Source organism: Planctomyces sp. SH-PL14, from assembly GCF_001610835.1.
GTDB lineage: Bacteria > Planctomycetota > Planctomycetia > Planctomycetales > Planctomycetaceae > Planctomyces_A.
In genome coordinates this window covers 8,233,213-8,252,166 of sequence record NZ_CP011270.1, presented here as the reverse complement: position 1 = coordinate 8,252,166, position 18,954 = coordinate 8,233,213, and the positions used below count along the sequence as shown (strand labels likewise).

Here is an 18,954-nt window from a genome sequence, read left to right as displayed (position 1 = left end):
GATGACGTCCGCTGATGCAATCAGGGACTCAAGAGTGTGACCGAAAGCATGGTCACACGGAGGGGCTCAGCAACGCCACGTTTGGAGCGCAATACAAGCTTGGTGACCGGAGAGCAGAAGCGACTCCGGCATCGCGTGCCCATGCATTTCGCAAGGCGATACGGCGACATCAAGTGGCATCACCAGTACCGGTAACGCCGCGATCCATTGGTCCAGACGTTCAGCAAACGATCCCTCGAAACTCAACTGCGCCTGCCCCGGCAGCTTATCACAGCTGGATTTGATGCAGTGACACGCATGGGGCGATCCGTCGTCGGAACTGACGCAGGCTATGCTGCCTGCCTCACCGGAGCGGTCGCAGCCCTTGGGCCGCTGGACGCGACAGCACGCGGGCACCTGATCGCCATTGGCGCCGAGCATCACCATCAGACGCTGCAGCGAACAGCAGCACCCACCCTCGGGCAACACCGTCGCCTGCAACAGCGCAAGGCCGAGCAGAGCGGATCGACAGAGGTAGGCAAAAGCTGACATCGCCGTTCATTCTAGGACCGGTGTGACAAAGATGTCGACACCAATTCTGATGCGGGGCTACGAAATCCGAAGTGATTCGCATCCGCTTCCGAGTGCAGGGATTTGCATCACACGGACGAACTTCGCAAGCGAAGGGAGTTCGCGATGACGCTGACCGAGCTGAGGCTCATCGCCGCGCTCGCCCAGATGGGGGAGACCCATCCGAACGCCGCGGCCGGAATACAGATCGCGTTATAGGCGAAGGCCAGCACGAGGTTCTGTCGGATCGCCGCAGATGTCGTCCGGCTTAGGCGGATCGCTCTGACGATCCCACGAAGGTCGCCTTTTACCAGCGTCACCCCTGCACTCTCCATCGCGACATCCGTTCCCGTGCCCATGGCGATGCCGACTTCAGCTTTCGCCAAGGCAGGCGCATCGTTGATGCCGTCGCCGGCCATCGCGACCTTGCGCCCCTGACGCTGCAGATCCGACACGATGCGGCTTTTCGTCTCCGGCAGGACTTCCGCCCGCACCTCGTCGATGCCGAGCCGTTTGGCGACCGCGTCCGCGGTACGCCGGTGATCGCCAGTTACCATCATCATCTTCAGGCCTTCGCTGTGCAGATCGCGGATCGCATCAGCCGATGTCGCCTTGATGGGGTCCGAGACGCCGACAAGCCCGACCAGTTCATGACCTCGGACGACGGCCATCACCGTCTGTCCGTCGTTTCGCAGCGCGTCCCATTGAGACTGAAACGGCGCGGAGTCAACCCCGAGCTCTTGGAGAAGGGCCGCATTGCCGATCGCGACGTCGTCTTCGCCGGCCTTGCCGCGGACGCCTTTACCCGTGACAGAGGTGAAGTCACTGATGTCGGCTGCAGCGACGTTTCGCTCCTTTGCGCCGCCGATGATTGCGGCGCCGAGCGGGTGCTCGCTGCCTCTTTCAAGTCCCGCGGCGAGGGCGAGAATCTGTTCATCGGTGAAGCCTCCGAGCGGTGTAACAGAGGTCAATTTCGGCTTTCCTTCGGTCAAGGTTCCTGTCTTGTCCACGATGAGCGTGTCCACCAGCCGGAGTGTCTCCAGGGCCTCGGCGTCGCGGAACAGAACACCCAGCGATGCCGCTTTGCCGGTGCCCACCATGACCGCCATCGGCGTCGCCAGGCCCAGGGCACAGGGACAGGCGATGATCAGCACCGCGACGGAATTCAGGAGGGCATGGGCCAGACGGGGCTCAGTCCCCCAAAAGGTCCATCCGACAAACGTCGCCAGCGCGACGACGAGGACTGTCGGCACGAAAAAGGCTGAAATCCGATTGACGAGTTTCTCGATGGGAGCGCGGCTGCGTTGCGCCTCGCCGACGAGATGGACGATCTGTGACAGCAGCGTATCGCTGCCGACGCGCTCGGCCCTCATGATCAGCCCGCCGGTGGTATTGACCGTGCCGCCGATCAGCCCGTCACCGCTGGTCTTTCCAACCGGGATCGGTTCGCCGGTGACCATCGATTCGTCGACGTTGCTTGCGCCTTCCGAGACTGTTCCATCAACCGGAACCTTTTCCCCAGGGCGGATGCGAATGGCATCCCCTACCCTGACTTCCGTCAGCGGGATATCGAGCTCTTCGCCATCGCGAATCACACGGGCTGTCTTGGGAGCGAGGCCGAGCAGAGCGCGGATTGCGGCCCCGGTCTGCGAACGCGCCCGCAGCTCCAATACCTGTCCTAAGAGGACGAGGACGACGATCACAGCCGCACTGTCAAAGTAAGGCTCGACACCTCCGCTGGGGCCGCGAAAGCCTTCAGGGAAGAGATGAGGCACTGTCGTGGCGAAAACGCTGTAGAGAAACGCGGTGCCAACGCCAATAGCAATCAGGGTGAACATGTTCGGGCTGCGATGGAGAACCGAGCTCCAGGCCCGCTGGAAAAAGGGCCAGCCGCACCACAGCACGACAGGCAACGACAAGGCGAGCTGCACCCAGTTCAGCGCCGCCATGTTCTGGTGTAGGAAGTGAGCGAGCCCCGCCAAGGGCAGCATCGCGCCCATCGCAATCAGGAAGATGGGGACAGCAAAGATCGCCCCGACGACGAAGCGACGACGCATGTCGTGATACTCCGCATCGTCCCCGGACTGCTCGGCCGGGTCCATCGGCTCGAGTGCCATGCCGCATTTGGGGCAGGTTCCTGGCCCGTCCTGAACGATCTCGGGATGCATCGGGCAGGTATATTTGCCCGATCTGGACGCCTGCTCCTGCTTTGCGGGCTCAGCCCGCAGGTAGCGAGGGGGATCAGCGCGGAACTTACTGAGGCATCCCTGGCTGCAGAAGAAAAAAGTCTGGCCGTCATGCACGTGCGAACCCGCGGCAGAACGAGGATCAACCTCCATGCCACAGACCGGGTCAGTGTGGCTGGCGGCGTCATGCAGGGCGACGGGTGCCGTCGCCCTGCGGACGAATCGTTGGGGTTCAGCCTGAAACTTGGCAAGGCAGCTCTTGCTGCAGAAGTAGTAGGTCGTGCCGTCATGATCGTGCGAGCCCGCAGCGCTCTTAGGATCGACCTTCATTCCGCACACCGGATCTGTGTGCCCGGAATCCGATTGAGCAACGCGGTCGTGGCAGCAGCCACCGACCTTGAGTTTCGGTGCATCATTCATGATGGCATCTCCTTGCATTGATGATGTGGGTGTTCCAGCGCACGCAGGATCGGACAGCCTTCAAGCGGCCCCAGGCCGTCGCACGCATCGACAAGAGGAAGCAGCGCTCGTTTCATCTGCAGGAGCTCTTCGACCCTCGCCTCGATGTCGGCGATCTTGGCTTGTGCCTTCGCCTTCAGGCTTGACCGTTTGGCGCGCGGATCGAGGCGCAGTTCCAGCAGAGACTGGATCTCTTTCAGACTGAATCCCAATCGCTTCGCCATACGAATGAACCGAAGCTTTGCGACGGCATCCTGCTCGTACTGGCGATAGCCTGAGGCCTTCCTCCCGGCAGGCGCGAGCAGTCCTTCACGCTCGTAGAAGCGGATGGTTTCGATTCCAACCTCAGCAGCCTTGGCAAGTTTCCCAATGGTGAGTGTGGCACTCATGTCCGATCTCCTTCGCCTCCAGTTTACACCCTGTACCTTACTACAGAGTCAAGCGGCGAAAGCAGAATGCGGCGGGCGATTGGAGAGAAAGGACATGGCCGCAGGACCGGTGGGTCTTGCGGCCATGTCAGGATCACGCCGGATTACTTGGCAGGCGTTTTCGGCGCTTCGGCAGGCGCCGGAGCGGCCGGATGCGGAATGCCGAGCTTGCGAATCAGCTCGTCATGCTGCTTCTTCGCCTGCTCCAGCTTACCGGTGAGCGACGAGCAGTGTGCGCAGAACGGCTTGGACTGCACCTCCTTGTCGCCCACCGCCGCCTCCGCGTGACCGCACAGTTCCTCGCACTCGGTCAACGTCTTCTGGAGTGCGTCGATCGACTTCTTGAGCTCCGCCTCCTTTTCGACATCGGGGCCGAGCTTGGCGACTTCCTTCTTGGTCGCCGCGACATTCCGGCGGACCTCGGCGAGGTGCTCCTTGGCCGTCTCCGGAGGCAATTGCTTGCAGCCTTCCCCGTAGGCGGACAGGGCCTGCGCGTGGGTTGCAGCCGAACTCTGGTACGTCCATGCGGAGTACGGCCGGTAGCCGTTGCCAACCGTGCCGGTGCGTTGATGCGATTCCACAAATCGCTGCCGGGCCTGGCCGGCAGCATTGAAGCCCTGCGACTGTGCGAAGGCGACGGTGCCAAGTCCCATGCACAGGGTGAGAGCAAGAGCTCCCGTCAAACAGTTCTTATTGGTCTGAAACATGATGAACCTCGTTTGGAAAAGAGAACAAATGGGGCGCAGCCGCGTACCTTCAGCGGTTACGCCATACAGCGAACAACTTGTGGCCAGCGCGAAGCCGCGACTGGAGCATTGAAACGAGTCAACGACGCGACGAGCTCAGGAGAGCCAGATCAGGGTCGTTGCGGCACCGATTCGCTCAACACAGCCACGAATGGAGCGCGATGCGGAATTCCCGCCCGGCGAGAGAGAGTGCGGGAGGCCTGAGGCTGCACAACGAGAAATCGCGGAAGCGATCGACACTAAAGGGCGTCGCTTGAAACACGCAGACGTCGAACCACTTGCTGCCGAGCTCCCGGTTCGCAGCTTCCTGCTCAGCATCCGACGGTACAGGCTTTTGAGCCGCGGCCTTGGCGGCGCCGCAGTGACATTCGCGCAAGGGCGTTCTTGATACCGCGAAGCTGCCCACAGGAACTTCGTCGCGATCGCCATCGGTCAGCACGAGGCGACAGCAGGCCGGAACAGCGTTTCCTCCGGTGATCACGCTGACGATGCGATGCACCGCACAGCAACAATTCCCTTGGGGAATCAGTAGCGTCTGTAACGCGACGATCCCGATCAGGCACATGCGAAGAGCAGAGCAAGGAGCGGTCATCACGTCCCAATTTTACCCGAGGCCGAACCAACGTCCCAGCTGCGCCACAGCGGCAAGGCGTTGCAGGAAATGCTTCTGACCGGGAGACTGCCAGATCGACCGACGCTACAGCTGCTTGCAGACTGCATGCCAATACGCCCGTCGTAAGAATGTTGCCGATCACCTATCACGGCCCCCAAGGAAATAATCATGATCGCGCGTTCAATTCGCAGTTCCTGTTTCGGGAGCGGACGCACCGATTCGCACAATGTGTGCGTCGCAGACCTGAACTGTGCCAACCCGGCGCGCTGTGGGCGATTCCTTGTCGCTGTCCTGATGGCGATCGGATTATGGATGCCGACATCCACGCTCGCCGCATCTCCTATGACAGTGGCACGCGGCAAAAAAGCCGACGCACCTAAGCAGCCCCAGGTGGCCGTCGCTCCCGACAACACCGTGCATCTGGTGTACGGACTGGGCGATGATGTCTATCACGCTATTTCAAAGGACCAGGGCAAAAGCTTTTCCAAGCCGCAAAAGGCGTTCACCTGTCCGAACATGTCACTGGGAATGCGTCGCGGTCCTCGCATCGTTTCGAGCCCGGCAGGTCCCGTGGTCACCGCGATCGGCGGACCACAGGGAAAGGGGCGTGACGGCGACATCCTCGCCTGGCGTAACAGCGAAGGCGGCGAGTGGAAGAAGCTCGGCCGGGTCAACGATGTCGAGGGTTCGGCGCGAGAAGGGCTCCACAACATGACCTCGGGGGCGGAGGGGGCGCTGTGGTGCTGTTGGCTGGACCTGCGCGACAAGAAGACGGAGCTCTATGTGGCGAAATCGTCCGATGGCGGAGAAAGCTGGGATGCGAACCGACTCGCTTACCGCTCCCCTGACGGAAGCATCTGTGAATGTTGCCACCCGTCCATCGCCGCGGGTGCCAAAGGCAGCATTCACCTTTTGTTTCGCAACCAGCTCGGCGGCAAGCGTGACATGTATGTCGTTACGTCTGAGGACGGCGAGCGTTTTGGCGACGCCCGTCCCCTCTCTCAGATGCAGTGGATGCTCAACGCATGCCCCATGGACGGGGGCATGATTGCCGTCGCCACCGATCAGACGGTCTGGAGCGCCTACCGCCAGAAGGATCAGCTCTATCTCTCCGATGGTCGAAATGAAGCCGCGCTGGGGCGGGGAGAGCAGCCAACCATCGCGTGCCTCAAGAATCAGCCGTTAGTGCTTTGGACGAAGGGGCGGGTCGGTGAGCTCATGCTTCGCGCAGGGGACGCGAAGCCACGCCGGCTCGGTTCGGATGCACGCGATCCCGTCATCGCTTCAGATGTCTCGGGAGTGTTTGCCGTCGCGGCATGGGAAGCGATCAGCGACGAAGGCACAGTCATTCGGGTGCTACCCGTACCGTAGAGCAGAAATTGCTCGTGGAGCGGTCACTCGATATGAGCTCGTTTCCCCGCACTCCGGGTGAAGCCGAGGCAAAATTGTACCTGCGCAGAAACCTCAGTGTCTGTGCTTCGCTTTGATGCACTCCGGACACCGCACCCCCATCTACATCGAAGTGCTACCACCTGCGCCCGGAATGTGTTGCATGTCGCACGTCCCGCCTTTGCAGCATTCGCAGCTGCGATCCTTGCAGCGTTCGCATTGCTCGCAGTTCATGCTCGAGTTCGCAACGCCCGCAGCGGGTCCCTCTGAATCAACGCAGGCCGTGACCAGCATGAGCAGGGCAACGGGAATGAAAAACGGCTTCTTCATGCGAACCTCCTTGTTACGGCTTTCCTAGCGACCCTAGCAGGGTTCGCACGCGATGTAACCATTTTCTTGGCAGAGGCATCTTGCGGCGCGTCTGTCGGGGAATGTCAACCCGGATCAACGTCTCCTAACGTGACGAATGTTCCGTCTGATCCAGTCGCATCATTTCTGCGGACTTCGCGGCGCAAAACGACTGGTGATGGCGTGCCGCCCAGCTTCGTCCTCCCGGCTGCGGTCATGGCAAACCGATAAAACGGATACGGTGCAGGACGCACCGCCACGGATGAGATTTCTGTCATGACCGGCTGCACCCGATGCGCTGCTATCGCATGCGTGCTGCTCTGCCTGCTGCAGGCGGCGCAGCCGTGCCGGTGCGTGCTTCGTTGCGAAGTTGCAAACCCTCAGGGCTGCGGGCAATCGTCATGCAACTGCCATTCATCCGGCGGGAACTGCGCCGCGTCGCATCCACCGGAGCGACAGCAGCCAGGCCCTTGCACCTGCGTGCATTGCCTGAACCGGAATATGCTGACGGCATCGCGGGTATCGCTGCCCGCACCAGAAATCTCAGTGTTGCTGCCCGTTGAATCTCAGGATCTGGCTGTCGGCCCGGCCTCCTGCGTTCATGCTTGTTCGCCAGCCCGCATCGCCGAGGGTGAGGTCTTGTCCGCGCGGGGGACACGGATGCAGGTGTAGGGAGCGAAGTTGCGCGTTCTGTCGTAACTCCCCTTCTCCTTGCTTCCAAGGTCCCGCCATGTCTCGCACGCTATTTCCGACGTTTGCGCTATTGATATTCGCCGCGACCCTGGCCGGATGCCGCTCGCCCGGACTAGCCTCCCAAACCAGCCGTACATCGGACGATCTGCAGGTCGCTGACCGGACGCCGATGCCCCAGGATGACCGAAGCGACATTACGCTGACCTCATCCGAGGCGGAGCCCGCCGAAGCAGCACCGACCGCCGATCCGACGCTTAGCGAGGTGGCGTGGTCCGGCGAAGCTCTTACCCTTGCCATGCTCGAGCAATGGGCTTGCGAAAACAACCCGGCAATCCGGCAGGCAAACGCCGCCGTCGCCAAAGCGATGGGCTTTCGGGATCAGGTCGGCCGTTATCCGAACCCGGTTGCCGGCTACAACGCGAGCCAGCTCGCAGACCGGGGCACCGACCAGCATACGGCTTTCGTGGAGCAGGACATCGTCCGCGGCAAAAAGCTTGAGCGCAACCGGCTCGTCCTCGAACAGGAAGTGCAGGCCCAGCTCTGGCAGGTCGAAATGACACGGCTGCGGGTGATCACAGACGTGCGTGTCCGATTCTACGAGACGCTCGCCGCCCAGCGGCGCGTGGCGCTCGCGGAGAGCTTTGAACAGGTGACGGCAAGAGGTGTGACGGTGGCCCAGCAACGCCTCGACGCCCTCGAAGGCAATCGCCCCGAGCTGCTGCAGACGCGTATTCAGCAAAGCGAAGTGCAGCTCCTTCGCCAAAAGGCCGAAATCAGCTTCGCTGCGGCGTGGAAGTCTCTCTTCAACGTCGCAGGCATTCCGTGCGCAACCACGGGTGCGCTCGCCGGTTCGCTGGCTCTTCCGCTCGATGCACACGACTGGGAAACGGAGTATTGTCAGCTCGAAAGCATAAGTCCTGAGATTCGCATGGCCTGTTCGCGGGTTGCGGCATCCCAGGCCAATCTGCAGCGGCAGCACGCCCAGCCCATTCCGAACCTGTCACTGATGGTCGCCGGCGGCTACGACAACGGCACGGGCTCGGAGATGATCAACACCCAGATCGGCATGCCCATTCCGCTTTACAACAAGAACCAGGGCAATATCGCCGCCGCATGGGGCGAGTATTGCCGGGCGACGCAGGAGCTCGCACGATTGAAACTCGCCCTTCGCGGCCGCCTGATCGATGCTGGCCGCAATTACGACGGTGCGGCCGCCGAGGTGCGGCGTTATCAGCGAGAAATCCTTCCCACCGCGGAAGAAGCCCTGACCCTCTCCGAGCAGGCCTTCCGGGCGGGCGAACTCGAATTCCTGCAGGTGCTAATCGTCAGGCGGACTTTTTTCGACGCCAACCTTGCGCTGGTTGATGCCCAGTCGCAGTTCGCCCAGGCGAGCTCGCTGGTCGACGGCCTGCTCTTGTCGGGCAGCCTCACCGAGGCGACGGACACGACCGCCGACGATTCGCTCCGTGGCCAAACCCTGAGCGGCCAATGATTTGGGTGACGGCAGATGTCAGGTTTGTGAAGCTCGAAGCTCTCAACGGGCGAGCGATCGTCGAACTTCCGTATTGAACAAGCCGGTCCCTGACGCGTAGACTAATGGTTCGTTCACCTTCCCAAGTGCATTCGGCGCCGTGGCGAAACACTTCCTCACCCTGATGCTGCTGACGATGCAGGTCCTAACCGGGATCGGCATGTCGGTGTATCTGTGCATTGGGCCAGGAGGCGTCTATTGCCTCAACTCGGAAGCCGACGCATGCAGTCTATGTCCGGATAATCGCGGTGGACACGAGGACGACGGTTCGCCCTGTTCGTGCTGCGGCCGAAAGCATCACGAGGAACCTGAGCAGCTCGCTGGCGATCCGTGTGGATGTCAGCATATCCAGCTCTCCGGCGGGAATCCCTCCTCCGGCGTCCGCCCGGTGAACGTGATCGATGCAGAACAGTTGCTCGCTCTGGTGGCGTGGCTACCGCTAACGCCGTCCTTCGACAACTCCTTGCCGTCGGCCTCACTTGCGCACCTGCAAACGCATGGCCCGGCTCGCGCGCCATCGGCCCTGGCTGCGCTATCGACCGTTGTGATTCGCTGCTAAGCCATTTTTCTTTGGCTGCGTGCGCCCTCCTCTTCCGGGCGCTGCTTGCGTGCTGCTCTATCGACGCTACCCGCGTGCCCTCGCCTTGATCCAGGGAACCATCATGTCATCGTCCCTTCCTGCCCATCCGGCAGATCTGCACTCGCCGTCGTCGCCCCGTCATGTACCGGCAGGCCGGCCGTGGTGGCGATTCGTCGCAAACCTGATCCCCAACATCGTCGTCTTTGCCCTGCTGGCCGGGGTGTTCTATGCCGGCCACCGCACGGGGTGGAAACTTCCTGCCTTCTCGACGCTTGCTGGCCAGCCACCGGCTGCGGCGGATGATTGGTGCAGCGAACATCTGGTGCCCGAATCGCAATGCGTCGAGTGCCGCAAGGAGCTTTATCCGAAGCCCAAGCCGTTCGGCTTCTGCCGTGAACATGGCGTCGCCGAATGCGTCATTCATCACCCGGAGCTCGCTCAGGTCAAGGGCGAGCCGCAGCTGCCCAAATATGACTCGCTCAAGGCCCTGGCCCTGCTGCCACGGCCTGAGAATAACAGCCGCGACACGCTGCACACGAATCGCATCCAGTTCGCGAGCGTCGAGAGCATCGCCCGAGCCGGCATCGAGGTCGACGTCGTGCAGGAACGGCCCATGCAGGATGTGCTGACCGCCAATGGCGAATTGCAATTTGCCCCGACCCGCGTGGCGCACCTTGCAAGCCGCGTTCCCGGAAGTGTGGCACGTGTCTTCAAAACACTTGGCGAACCGGTCTCGCCCGGCGAGATCCTGGCGCTGATCGATGCCGGCCAGGTCGGACAGCTCAAGTCCCAGTTCGTGCAGGCGGTCGTCCAGCTGCAGCTCCGGCAGGCGACCGCCGAGCGGCTCCGCACCGCCGGCAACAGCGGAGCGATCGCCCAGAAGTCGGTCATTGAGGCCGATGCGGCGTTGCAGGAAGCCGAAGTCTCACTGGTTTCCGCCCGCCAAGCGCTGGCCAATCTGGGATTTGATGTTCCGGGTGACCTTGCCGGTAAAGATGCGAAACTCGTTGCCGAAACGATTCGGTTTCTCGGCATCCCGACATCGGTGATTTCCTCGCTGCCCAGCGGCACGCAGACCGCCAATCTGATTCCGATTCGCTCAACCTATGGCGGCGTTCTGGTGAGCTCGGAAGTCGTCGCCGGTGAAGTGGTCGATACGGCCAGCAGCCTCTTTACGGTGGCGGACCCGTCCCAGCTCTGGCTTATGCTCAATGTCCGCCAGGAGGACGCGCGATATGTCACGACCGGCCTGCCGGTCGTCTTTCGCACCGATGACGGCTCCGGTGAAGTGACGAGCCAGGTCTCGTGGGTCTCGCCCGCCATCGACCCGCAGACGCGGACACTCCAGGTTCGTGTCGAGGTCCCCAACCCCACCGGAATGCTGCGCGACAAATCCTACGGCACCGGCACGCTGCTGCTGCGGCAGGAGCCAAACGCGATCACCGTGCCCAAGGAAGCGGTTCAGTCGACGAGCGATGCTCATTTCGTCTTCGTCCGTGACAAAAGCTATTTCGACAAGGACACGGCCAAGCTCTTTCATGTGCGGCAGGTCCGAATCGGGGCGAAAGATGGAAATTCGGTCGAGCTGCTCGCAGGCGTGCTGCCGGGCGAAGTCGTCGCCACCAAAGGCAGCTCCGTCCTGCTCGCCCAGCTCCTTCGCAACAATCTCGGTGCCGGCTGCGGCTGCCACGAGGAATAGGAGCCGGGTAACTCGGACATGGACTTTCTCAATCACATCATCAGCTTCTCGCTCCGCAACCGGATGCTCGTGATCCTGGGCGTCTGCGCCGCTGCCGTCGCGGGAGTGCTGTCGTTACAGCATCTGGACATTGACGCGTTTCCGGATACGACACCCGTGCAGGTGCAGATCAACTCCGTTGCCCCGGCACTCAGCCCCGAAGAGATCGAGCGGCAGATTACCTTCCCGGTTGAACAGGCCATCAGCGGACTGCCGGGGCTGGAGCAGATGCGGTCGATTTCCAAATTCGGGATGTCGCAGGTGGTCGTCATCTTCGAAGACGGCACCGACATCTATTTCGCACGGCAGCTGATCAATGAGCGGCTTGCCACGGTCGAGATGCCCGATGGGATCGCCCGTCCGAAGATGGGACCGGTGGCCACGGGACTCGGCGAAGTATTCCATTACATCGTCACCGGCCAGGGGACCGACCCGACCGAGCTCCGCACCATCCATGACTGGGTCATCAAGCCCCCGATGCGCACGGTGCCCGGCACGGCCGAAATCAATAGCTGGGGCGGCTATGAAAAGCAGTACCAGCTGCGGATCGATCCCAACAAGCTGATCAAGCACAAGCTGACCTTCGCACAGGTCACCGAATCGGTCGAGAAAAACAACTTCAATGTCGGCGGCGGGAACATCGCACAGGAAAGCGGCATGCTGATAGTGCAGGGACTCGGTCGCACGACGACGATCGAGCAGCTGCGTCAGATCGTGATCACCGCCGTGGATGGTGTGCCGATCCGGATCGGCGATATCGGCGACGTCGTCATCGGACATGAAATCCGGCGCGGCGCCACGACGGCCAACGGACAAGGTGAAGTGGTGCTGGGGCTCGGCTTCATGCTGATGGGCGAGAACAGCCACGCGGTCACCTGGGCGATGAAGGACAAGCTCAAGTCGCTCACCTCGACACTGCCCGCCAACGTCCAGGTAAAGCCCGTTTACGACCGCACGCAGCTGGTCGATTTCGTGATCGACACGGTTCGCAGGAACCTGTTCGAAGGCGGCATGTTTGTCGTCGCGGTCCTCTTCGCCTTCCTCGGCAACTTGCGGGCGGCGGCCATCGTCGCCCTGGCCATCCCGCTGTCGATGCTGTTCGCCTTCACCGGCATGTACCGCTTCGGGATCGCCGCAAGCCTGCTAAGTCTCGGGGCGATCGATTTCGGGCTCGTCGTCGATAGTTCCGTGGTGATGATCGAGAACTGCGTGCGCCACCTCGCGCATGATTCCAACAGCGGCAAATCCCGCCTCGACATCATCCGCGACGCGGCGATCGAAGTCCGCAAGCCGACCATGTTCGGCGAGCTCATCATCATGATCGTCTATCTGCCGATCCTGACGCTCGAAGGGACGGAAGGAAAGATGTTCCGGCCGATGGCGCTTACGGTCATCTTTGCCCTGATGGGCTCGATGATCCTGTCGCTGACGCTGATGCCAGTGCTGGCGAGCCTCCTGCTGCCCAAACGCATCGAGGAGCGCGAGCCGTTCCTGATGCGGGTCGCGCATGCGATCCACTATCCGATCCTGCAATTTGCGATGCACCACAAGCTCGCGGTCATGGGCTTTGCCGCGAGCGTCCTGATCGTCGCCTTCGGCATGATCGCCCCGAATCTCGGATCGGAGTTCGTTCCCAAACTCTCCGAAGGGGCGCTCGTCGTCGGCGTGATCCGCCTCGCCGGCACGGATCTCGATGAATCGATCCGCGCCAATACGCAGATGGAAAAGACGATCCTCGCCGCCTTCCCCGACGAGATCGAAAATGTCTGGAGCCGCATCGGCACGGCCGAGGTTGCGACCGACCCGATGGGCATCGAACTGACCGACATTTTTATCACGCTCCGGCCCCGTTCCGCGTGGAAGAGAGCGGCGACGCAGGCGGAGCTCACGGAAAAGCTCGAAGGTGCCTTGCGGGAATTCAAGGGCGTCAAGCTTGGCTTCTCGCAGCCGATCGAAATGCGAATCAATGAGATGGTCTCGGGCGTGCGGGCCGATCTGGGCGTCAAGCTCTTCGGCGATGATTTCGACGTGCTGGTCGCCAAAGGCGCAGAGATCGAGGCGGCACTCAAATCCATTCCCGGTGCGGCCGATGTCAGCGTCGAGCAGGTGACGGGCCAGCCGATGCTGCAGGTCAAAGTCAATCAGGAGCAGGTCGCACGATACGGGGTATCGGCGCAGGCGGTGCTGGAGCTGGTCGAATCGATCGGCAGCAAGCCGCTAGGCGAAGTGGTCGAAGGGCAGCTGCGTTTCCCGCTGATCGTGCGGCTGCCGGAGCAGTTCCGGGCGAGCCCCGAGGCAATTGGGGCGATGCTTGTCGCCACTCCGAGCGGAGAGCGCATTCCGCTGTCGCGGCTGGCATCGGTGGAGGTCGTCGAAGGCCCCTCCACGATCACCCGCGAATGGGGACAGCGGCGCATTACCGCCACCGCCAACGTGCGGGGCCGCGATCTGGGCAGCTTCGTCGCGGAGGCCAGGGAGAAGATTGCCAAGGCCGTCTCGCTGCCTTCGGCCCGCTATCGCATCGAGTATGGCGGACAGTTCGAAAATCTGCAGCGGGCGCAGTCGCGGCTGATGCTGGTGGTGCCGCTGGCCCTCGTGCTGATCTTTATCCTGCTGTACCTGACCTATCACAACGTCGTCGATGCGCTGCGGGTCTTTACCGGCATTCCCTTCGCGTGGGTCGGAGGACTTTTCGCCCTGTGGCTTCGCGACATGCCATTTTCGATTTCGGCCGGCGTCGGCTTCATCGCCATGTCGGGCGTGGCCGTGCTCGACGACATGATTCTCGTTTCCTACATCCGCCAGCTGCGCCAGCAAGGCCTGCCGCTCGACGAGGCGGTGACGCAAGCGGCGATCACCCGCCTGCGGCCCGTGCTGATGACGACGCTGGTCGCAAGCCTCGGCTTTCTGCCGATGGCGTTCAGCGACGGCGTTGGGGCCGAGGTGCAGCGGCCGCTCGCAACCGTCGTCATCGGCGGCGTGATCGGCGCGATGATCATGTCGCTGCTGGTGCTGCGCGTTCTTTACCTGATTTTCAATGCGGTGGTCGGCCCCTCGGACGGCGATCACGCGCAGACTGAAGAAGCGGACACCACGTTGGTGACGCTTGCTTCTGCCCGGTAGTCCGATCCCCCTTGAAGGAGCGACGAATGCGATGTTCCCAACTGTTGCCGATGGCCCTTGTGGTAGCGGCCGGCCTGCTAAACGGCTGCGGTCCCGCGCCAAGCGCGCCCCCGGCTGCACCGCCGCCGCCGGCGTCGGCGACCGCAAGCACCGCGGCCGACCATTCGGGTTGGTGGTGTACCGAACACGGCATGCCCGAAGGAGTCTGCGCCCAGTGCAACAGCAAGCTTGCCGCAGAGTTCAAGAAGAAAGGGGACTGGTGCAAAGAGCATGATCGCCCGGAGTCGCAGTGTTTGCTGTGCCACCCGGACCTCGAAGGCAAGTTTGCAGCTCAGTACGAGGCGAAATACGGCAAGAAGCCGCCGAAGCCCGAGCTCAATTGAAGATGCAGAGATGATCGCCCTGCGTTCGCCAGGGCGATCATTCCTTCGCGATTTCCTGTCGGCTGTGTGATGCCTTTTCCAGCTCCCGCGATTCATTTCAAAAGGATGTGCAATGAAGGGTTCCTTGTTCCTCGCTCTGGCCTTTGTCGCGCTTTGCTTCACCGAACCCGGCGGCCACGCTTACGGCGCCGATCCAGCCACGACGGTCGTCACCGTAAAATCGCTTTGCCCGAACTGCGGAAAGAAGATCGTCGGCCGCCTGAAAACGCTGCCGGGCGTTTCCGCGGCGCAGATGGATGTGACGCAAAAGACGTTCACAATCCAGTCAAACCCAAACATCTCGCCAAAGACGGTTTGGGAAACGGTGGAATCGAATGGAGAGTTGCCAATCAGGCTCGAAGGTCCCGGCGGCACCTTTACCTCGAAGCCCAAATCGTAACGCTTCGGACGATACGCAGTGAGCAGGGACAGGGCTTCTGCGGCCTGGTCCCTTCCCTACGCGGCCGAGGCCCGCTGGCAGACAGAAATCTGTCGCTCATCCAGCGGGACTGTGGCATTGTTGCGGCCTCAACCATGAAACAGGTAGGCGGCGTCAGCGAGATTGCCCGGGCGAAGACGCTCCCGCGTTTGGCCGACGTCGCCGACGACCTGAGCGAAGGAGCTGCAGCATGAGATCCACCGAATCCTCTACACAGACACTTGAGCTGCGGGTCGCGCACCTTGACTGCGACAACGACGCGGCGAGGCTCAAACGCGCCATGCCCCATGTGCCGGGGCTCTCATCAATTGAGGTCATGGCCAAGGCTGGCAAGATCGTCCTGGCCTTCGATCCGGCTGCCACGTCGGGCGAAGCCTTGCAGCAGCAGCTTCGCAATGCAGGCTTTCCGCCGCAGGGAGCCGACCGCCCATCCGGACCGCCAAAACTGTGGAACAATCCCAAGGTGCTGACCTCCGCGGCGGCAGGCCTCCTGCTGCTCGCCGGTTGGCTGCTGTCACTGATTGGCGCTCCGGCGGCAGTATCGACGACGCTCTATATCGCGGCGATCTCCATCGGCGGCTATTACTTCGGCCGCGAGGCGATCGAAGAGCTGATCTTTGAACGCAAGGTCCGCATCGAGCTGCTGATGACGGTCGCTGCCCTCGCCTCGCTGTTGCTTGGCAAGCCGGGCGAGGCGGCGATGCTCGCCTTCCTCTATTCGATCAGCGAAGCCCTCGAAGGCTACACCGAGGCCAAAACGCGTTCGGCGATCCGGGCCTTGATGGACCTGACCCCGAAGTTGGCACTGGTACGCCGGGACGGCAAGGAAGAGCAAATCGCCGCCGCCGAGCTGCGGACGGGCGATGTATTCATCGTCAAACCGGGCGAAGCCATACCGACGGACGGCGAGATTCTCTCGGGGCGGTCGAGCCTCGACCAGGCCCCCGTCACCGGCGAGAGCGTTCCGGTTGAAAAGCAGCAGGGCGATCCGGTCTATGCCGGCAGCATCAACGCAGAAGGCTCACTGGAGGTGCGGGCCACCAAGCCCTTTGCCGAGAACTCCATTGCCCGCATCATCCAGATGGTCGAAGAGGCACAGGAGCGCAAAGGAGTGAGCGAGCGTTTCATCGAGCGCTTCGGCGCATGGTACAGCCCGGCGGTGCTTCTGATCGCCCTTGGCATCGCCTTGCTGCCGCTCGTCCTATCCGGCGGCTGGCATCAATGGATGATCCGCGCCACCGTGTTCATCGTTGCGGCGGCGCCTTGCGCGCTGGTGATCTCGATTCCCATCACGCTGGCCTCGACACTCGGCACCGCCGCCCGCAAAGGCGTGCTGATCAAGGGCGGCGTCTATGTCGAGCGGCTATCCGCGATCGATGTCGTCGCCCTCGACAAGACGGGAACGATCACCCGCGGCAAACCGGAAGTAACAGACGTCGTGCTCGCCGACGCAGGCGGTTCCGTTCCACAGCGTGACGAGCTTCTCGCCATCGCGGCCGGCATCGAGAAGAGGAGCCAGCATCCGCTGGCGGCGGCGATTGTCCGCTACGCGGACGCGGCCGGCATTTCCGCAGCGGCCGTTGAGGATTTCCAGTCGCAGACCGGCTCCGGCGCGACCGGACTCTGGAACGGGCGCCCGGTCAGGATCGGCAAGCCGGGGCTCTTTGCCCGGCAGCTCGATGCGAGCCGCCGCTTAACCCAGGACGTGACGCGGCTCCAGGCCCAGGGCAATACGGTGGTGGCGATCGGCGACGAAGAAGCGGTGTGGGGCTTGTTTGCGATCCGCGACCAGGTCCGTGCGAATGCCAAGGACGCCATTGCGGCGCTTCGCGCCGCCGGCGTCTCGCGCATCGCCATGCTGACCGGTGACAATGCGCATACGGCCGATGCTATCGCGCGCGAAGTCGGGATCGATACGGTCTTTGCCGATCTGAAACCCGAAGACAAGGTCGCAAGGGTTCGCGAACTTGGCACGCAGCGCAAGCAGGTGGCGATGGTGGGCGACGGCGTCAACGACGCCCCGGCCCTCGCCGAAGCTGCCGTCGGGATTGCGATGGGAGCGGCCGGAACGGACGTCGCGCTCGAAACCGCCGATGTCGCACTTATGGCCGATGATCTTGAAAAGCTGGTCTATGCGCTTGAGCTCGCGAGGCGAAGCCGGCGGATCGTCACGCAGAATCTGGTGCTCTCGGCCGTGGTGATCGCCGTCATGGTGACGGGTGCGGTCGCTGGTTATTTCTCGCTGCCCTGGGCCGTGGTAGCCCATGAAGTCAGCGAGTTCCTAGTGATCGGGAATGGTCTGAGGATGTTACGTTCGTGATGGCCGGGGTTTAGTGGCTGGCGACCGGAAAGCCTGGGCGACCCCTGCCCGGCCACAGTGAGCTGACCTCGTCCAGACCGCGCATCGTGCCTCAACCTCGCCGCAGCCGCTCGTTACGCCGCATCCAGACGGTGCCTTCGGAAAAGTCCGCAAGCAAAAAGCCTTGCCGATGCAACCCGGTTGAATTGGTAAAGGCCAGCCGTCCCGCCGTAAGGAACACTTCTGTTGACGTCTTGCCACCCATATGGCATGAATCGGCAGCCGAAGGATTCGGTTCGTCGTGGAATAGCAGTTGCGACTAGGTGGCGACTCTTTGCACGAAGGACTCAATGGAGAAGGATGCCAGGGCCCGCTATGACACAGTCCACGACCGATCAGCCGCTGATCACTGTCTTTTCAGACAGTGAAGTCCGCAGCTATGACAGCTACACCGACCCCGAGTCACTCAAAAACGACCTCGGCCTCTACGACACGCTGCTGCTCCGCCGTGACGGCCGCTCGGTCGTCGCTGCGTCTGCTTTTGCACCTCGCGAAGCGCTCTTCGACGCGTACGCCCGCACCCATGCGGAAGAAGTGCCGACCGATTTCTATTTCTTCCCCGGCCCACGCCCCTTAAGCCAGGTGGCCTCGCTCGCCCGCGAGAAACAGCTCCAACCCAACGCCACTGAGCTGAATCGGTAGCCGCCGTTCAGAAGCGTGCAGGCAATGAAGCTATCGCACTGCTACGCCAGTTCCGCAGCAGTTAGTCGGCCAGATTTGACGTGTGACCGGTTGACATGTGCAAGGCCGATGGGATATCGAATCGAGTCTCGGGCCGAGGCGGCCTGACTCGTTCCTCCATCGCATCGTTCGCTGGCCACCGACGAGCTCTTGCATGTCGAAGTTTACCGGTGTCTTGACCGCTCCCGCCGGCTTCTCCCCGGAGCAGCGCAACGAATACGGTCCGCTCTATCACCTGGAGGTCGGACCGCCCGAATGGTTTTTCGACCCGGACAAAGCGACGTCTTACTACGCATTTTTTTACCCCAACGCGACGACCAGCTATATCGGTGCTGCCGCCTACCAGGAGTATGAGATTGCCGAGGCAATCGCGGCCGGTCGAAAGGTGACCTTCTGGGTGCGCTCGCTGCTCAATCCCCTCCCGATGAAGCACCCGGTGAAGGTCGATCCGCTATTCCTGATCCTGCGTGAGGACTTCCCGCCCGACTTCATCTGGCTGAGCTCCGATGTCATCGCCGAACATTTTCACTTTCCACATTGGTCCCCCGGCAGCTTCTTTGGCCCGTTGAGCGCACCCGATGTGATTCCCTTCGAGGCCCGTTATCGGTTTGAGGCGTCGGGTCAGATCGATGATTGCGAAGTCTGGTACAGAAAGTAGTAATTCACTCTG

The 18,954-nt window shown here is 62.1% G+C and carries 14 protein-coding genes; 9 read left to right on the top strand and 5 right to left on the bottom strand.

Translation table 11 applies throughout. The features are described 5' to 3' along the window. Positions 1 to 66: 66 nt before the first annotated feature. The 5 genes from VT03_RS31840 to VT03_RS33975 all read right to left on the bottom strand — a co-directional run bounded on the left by VT03_RS31840 (position 67) and on the right by VT03_RS33975 (position 4,963). Positions 67 to 531 carry a hypothetical protein gene (locus tag VT03_RS31840; RefSeq protein ID WP_075096738.1) on the bottom strand — a complete coding sequence of 155 codons (465 nt, stop codon included), beginning with the start codon at positions 529 to 531 and terminating at the stop codon, positions 67 to 69. Positions 532 to 638: 107 nt separating this feature from the next. Further along, complete coding sequence (locus VT03_RS31835) at positions 639 to 3,155, bottom strand: heavy metal translocating P-type ATPase (protein ID WP_082846685.1); 2,517 nt, start codon at positions 3,153 to 3,155, stop codon at positions 639 to 641. Then, a complete protein-coding gene (locus tag VT03_RS31830; RefSeq protein ID WP_075096736.1) occupies positions 3,152 to 3,583 on the bottom strand; it encodes a heavy metal-responsive transcriptional regulator in 432 nt (143 codons plus the stop codon). Before VT03_RS31830 ends, VT03_RS31835 begins: the two co-directional genes overlap by 4 nt. Before the next feature lie 143 nt (positions 3,584 to 3,726). Beyond that, positions 3,727 to 4,329, bottom strand: a complete 603-nt coding sequence (locus VT03_RS31825; protein WP_156514927.1) for a hypothetical protein — start codon at positions 4,327 to 4,329, stop codon at positions 3,727 to 3,729. Between the two features lie 175 nt (positions 4,330 to 4,504). Continuing rightward, on the bottom strand, positions 4,505 to 4,963 hold the full coding sequence (locus VT03_RS33975) for a hypothetical protein (protein ID WP_197489140.1): 459 nt from the start codon (positions 4,961 to 4,963) through the stop codon (positions 4,505 to 4,507). A gap of 186 nt (positions 4,964 to 5,149) precedes the next feature. On the opposite strand from VT03_RS33975, the gene VT03_RS31820 reads away from it, so the two are divergent. The 9 genes from VT03_RS31820 to VT03_RS31780 all read left to right on the top strand — a co-directional run bounded on the left by VT03_RS31820 (position 5,150) and on the right by VT03_RS31780 (position 18,942). After that, complete coding sequence (locus tag VT03_RS31820; RefSeq protein WP_082846684.1) at positions 5,150 to 6,352, top strand: exo-alpha-sialidase; 1,203 nt, start codon at positions 5,150 to 5,152, stop codon at positions 6,350 to 6,352. A 1,096-nt stretch (positions 6,353 to 7,448) separates the two neighbouring features. Next, positions 7,449 to 8,903: a TolC family protein gene (locus VT03_RS31815; protein ID WP_197489139.1), complete on the top strand. Its 1,455-nt coding sequence runs from the start codon at positions 7,449 to 7,451 to the stop codon at positions 8,901 to 8,903. Positions 8,904 to 9,550: 647 nt separating this feature from the next. Then, on the top strand, positions 9,551 to 11,221 hold the full coding sequence (locus tag VT03_RS31810) for an efflux RND transporter periplasmic adaptor subunit (protein WP_156514925.1): 1,671 nt from the start codon (positions 9,551 to 9,553) through the stop codon (positions 11,219 to 11,221). Positions 11,222 to 11,239: 18 nt separating this feature from the next. Continuing rightward, positions 11,240 to 14,383: an efflux RND transporter permease subunit gene (locus tag VT03_RS31805; RefSeq protein WP_075096732.1), complete on the top strand. Its 3,144-nt coding sequence runs from the start codon at positions 11,240 to 11,242 to the stop codon at positions 14,381 to 14,383. 191 nt (positions 14,384 to 14,574) lie between these two features. Beyond that, the gene (locus VT03_RS34465) at positions 14,575 to 14,766 is read left to right on the top strand and encodes a hypothetical protein (protein WP_197489138.1); all 192 of its coding nucleotides are present in this window, start codon (positions 14,575 to 14,577) and stop codon (positions 14,764 to 14,766) included. 124 nt (positions 14,767 to 14,890) lie between these two features. Then, on the top strand, positions 14,891 to 15,205 hold the full coding sequence (locus VT03_RS31795) for a heavy-metal-associated domain-containing protein (protein ID WP_197489137.1): 315 nt from the start codon (positions 14,891 to 14,893) through the stop codon (positions 15,203 to 15,205). Positions 15,206 to 15,434: 229 nt separating this feature from the next. Next, positions 15,435 to 17,564 (top strand): heavy metal translocating P-type ATPase, encoded by a 2,130-nt coding sequence (locus tag VT03_RS31790; protein WP_197489136.1) that lies wholly within the window; start codon positions 15,435 to 15,437, stop codon positions 17,562 to 17,564. Between the two features lie 354 nt (positions 17,565 to 17,918). Continuing rightward, the gene (locus VT03_RS31785) at positions 17,919 to 18,245 is read left to right on the top strand and encodes a hypothetical protein (protein WP_075096730.1); all 327 of its coding nucleotides are present in this window, start codon (positions 17,919 to 17,921) and stop codon (positions 18,243 to 18,245) included. A 193-nt stretch (positions 18,246 to 18,438) separates the two neighbouring features. Next, positions 18,439 to 18,942, top strand: coding sequence for a hypothetical protein (locus tag VT03_RS31780; protein WP_075096729.1), 504 nt, complete (start codon positions 18,439 to 18,441; stop codon positions 18,940 to 18,942). Positions 18,943 to 18,954: the final 12 nt, after the last annotated feature.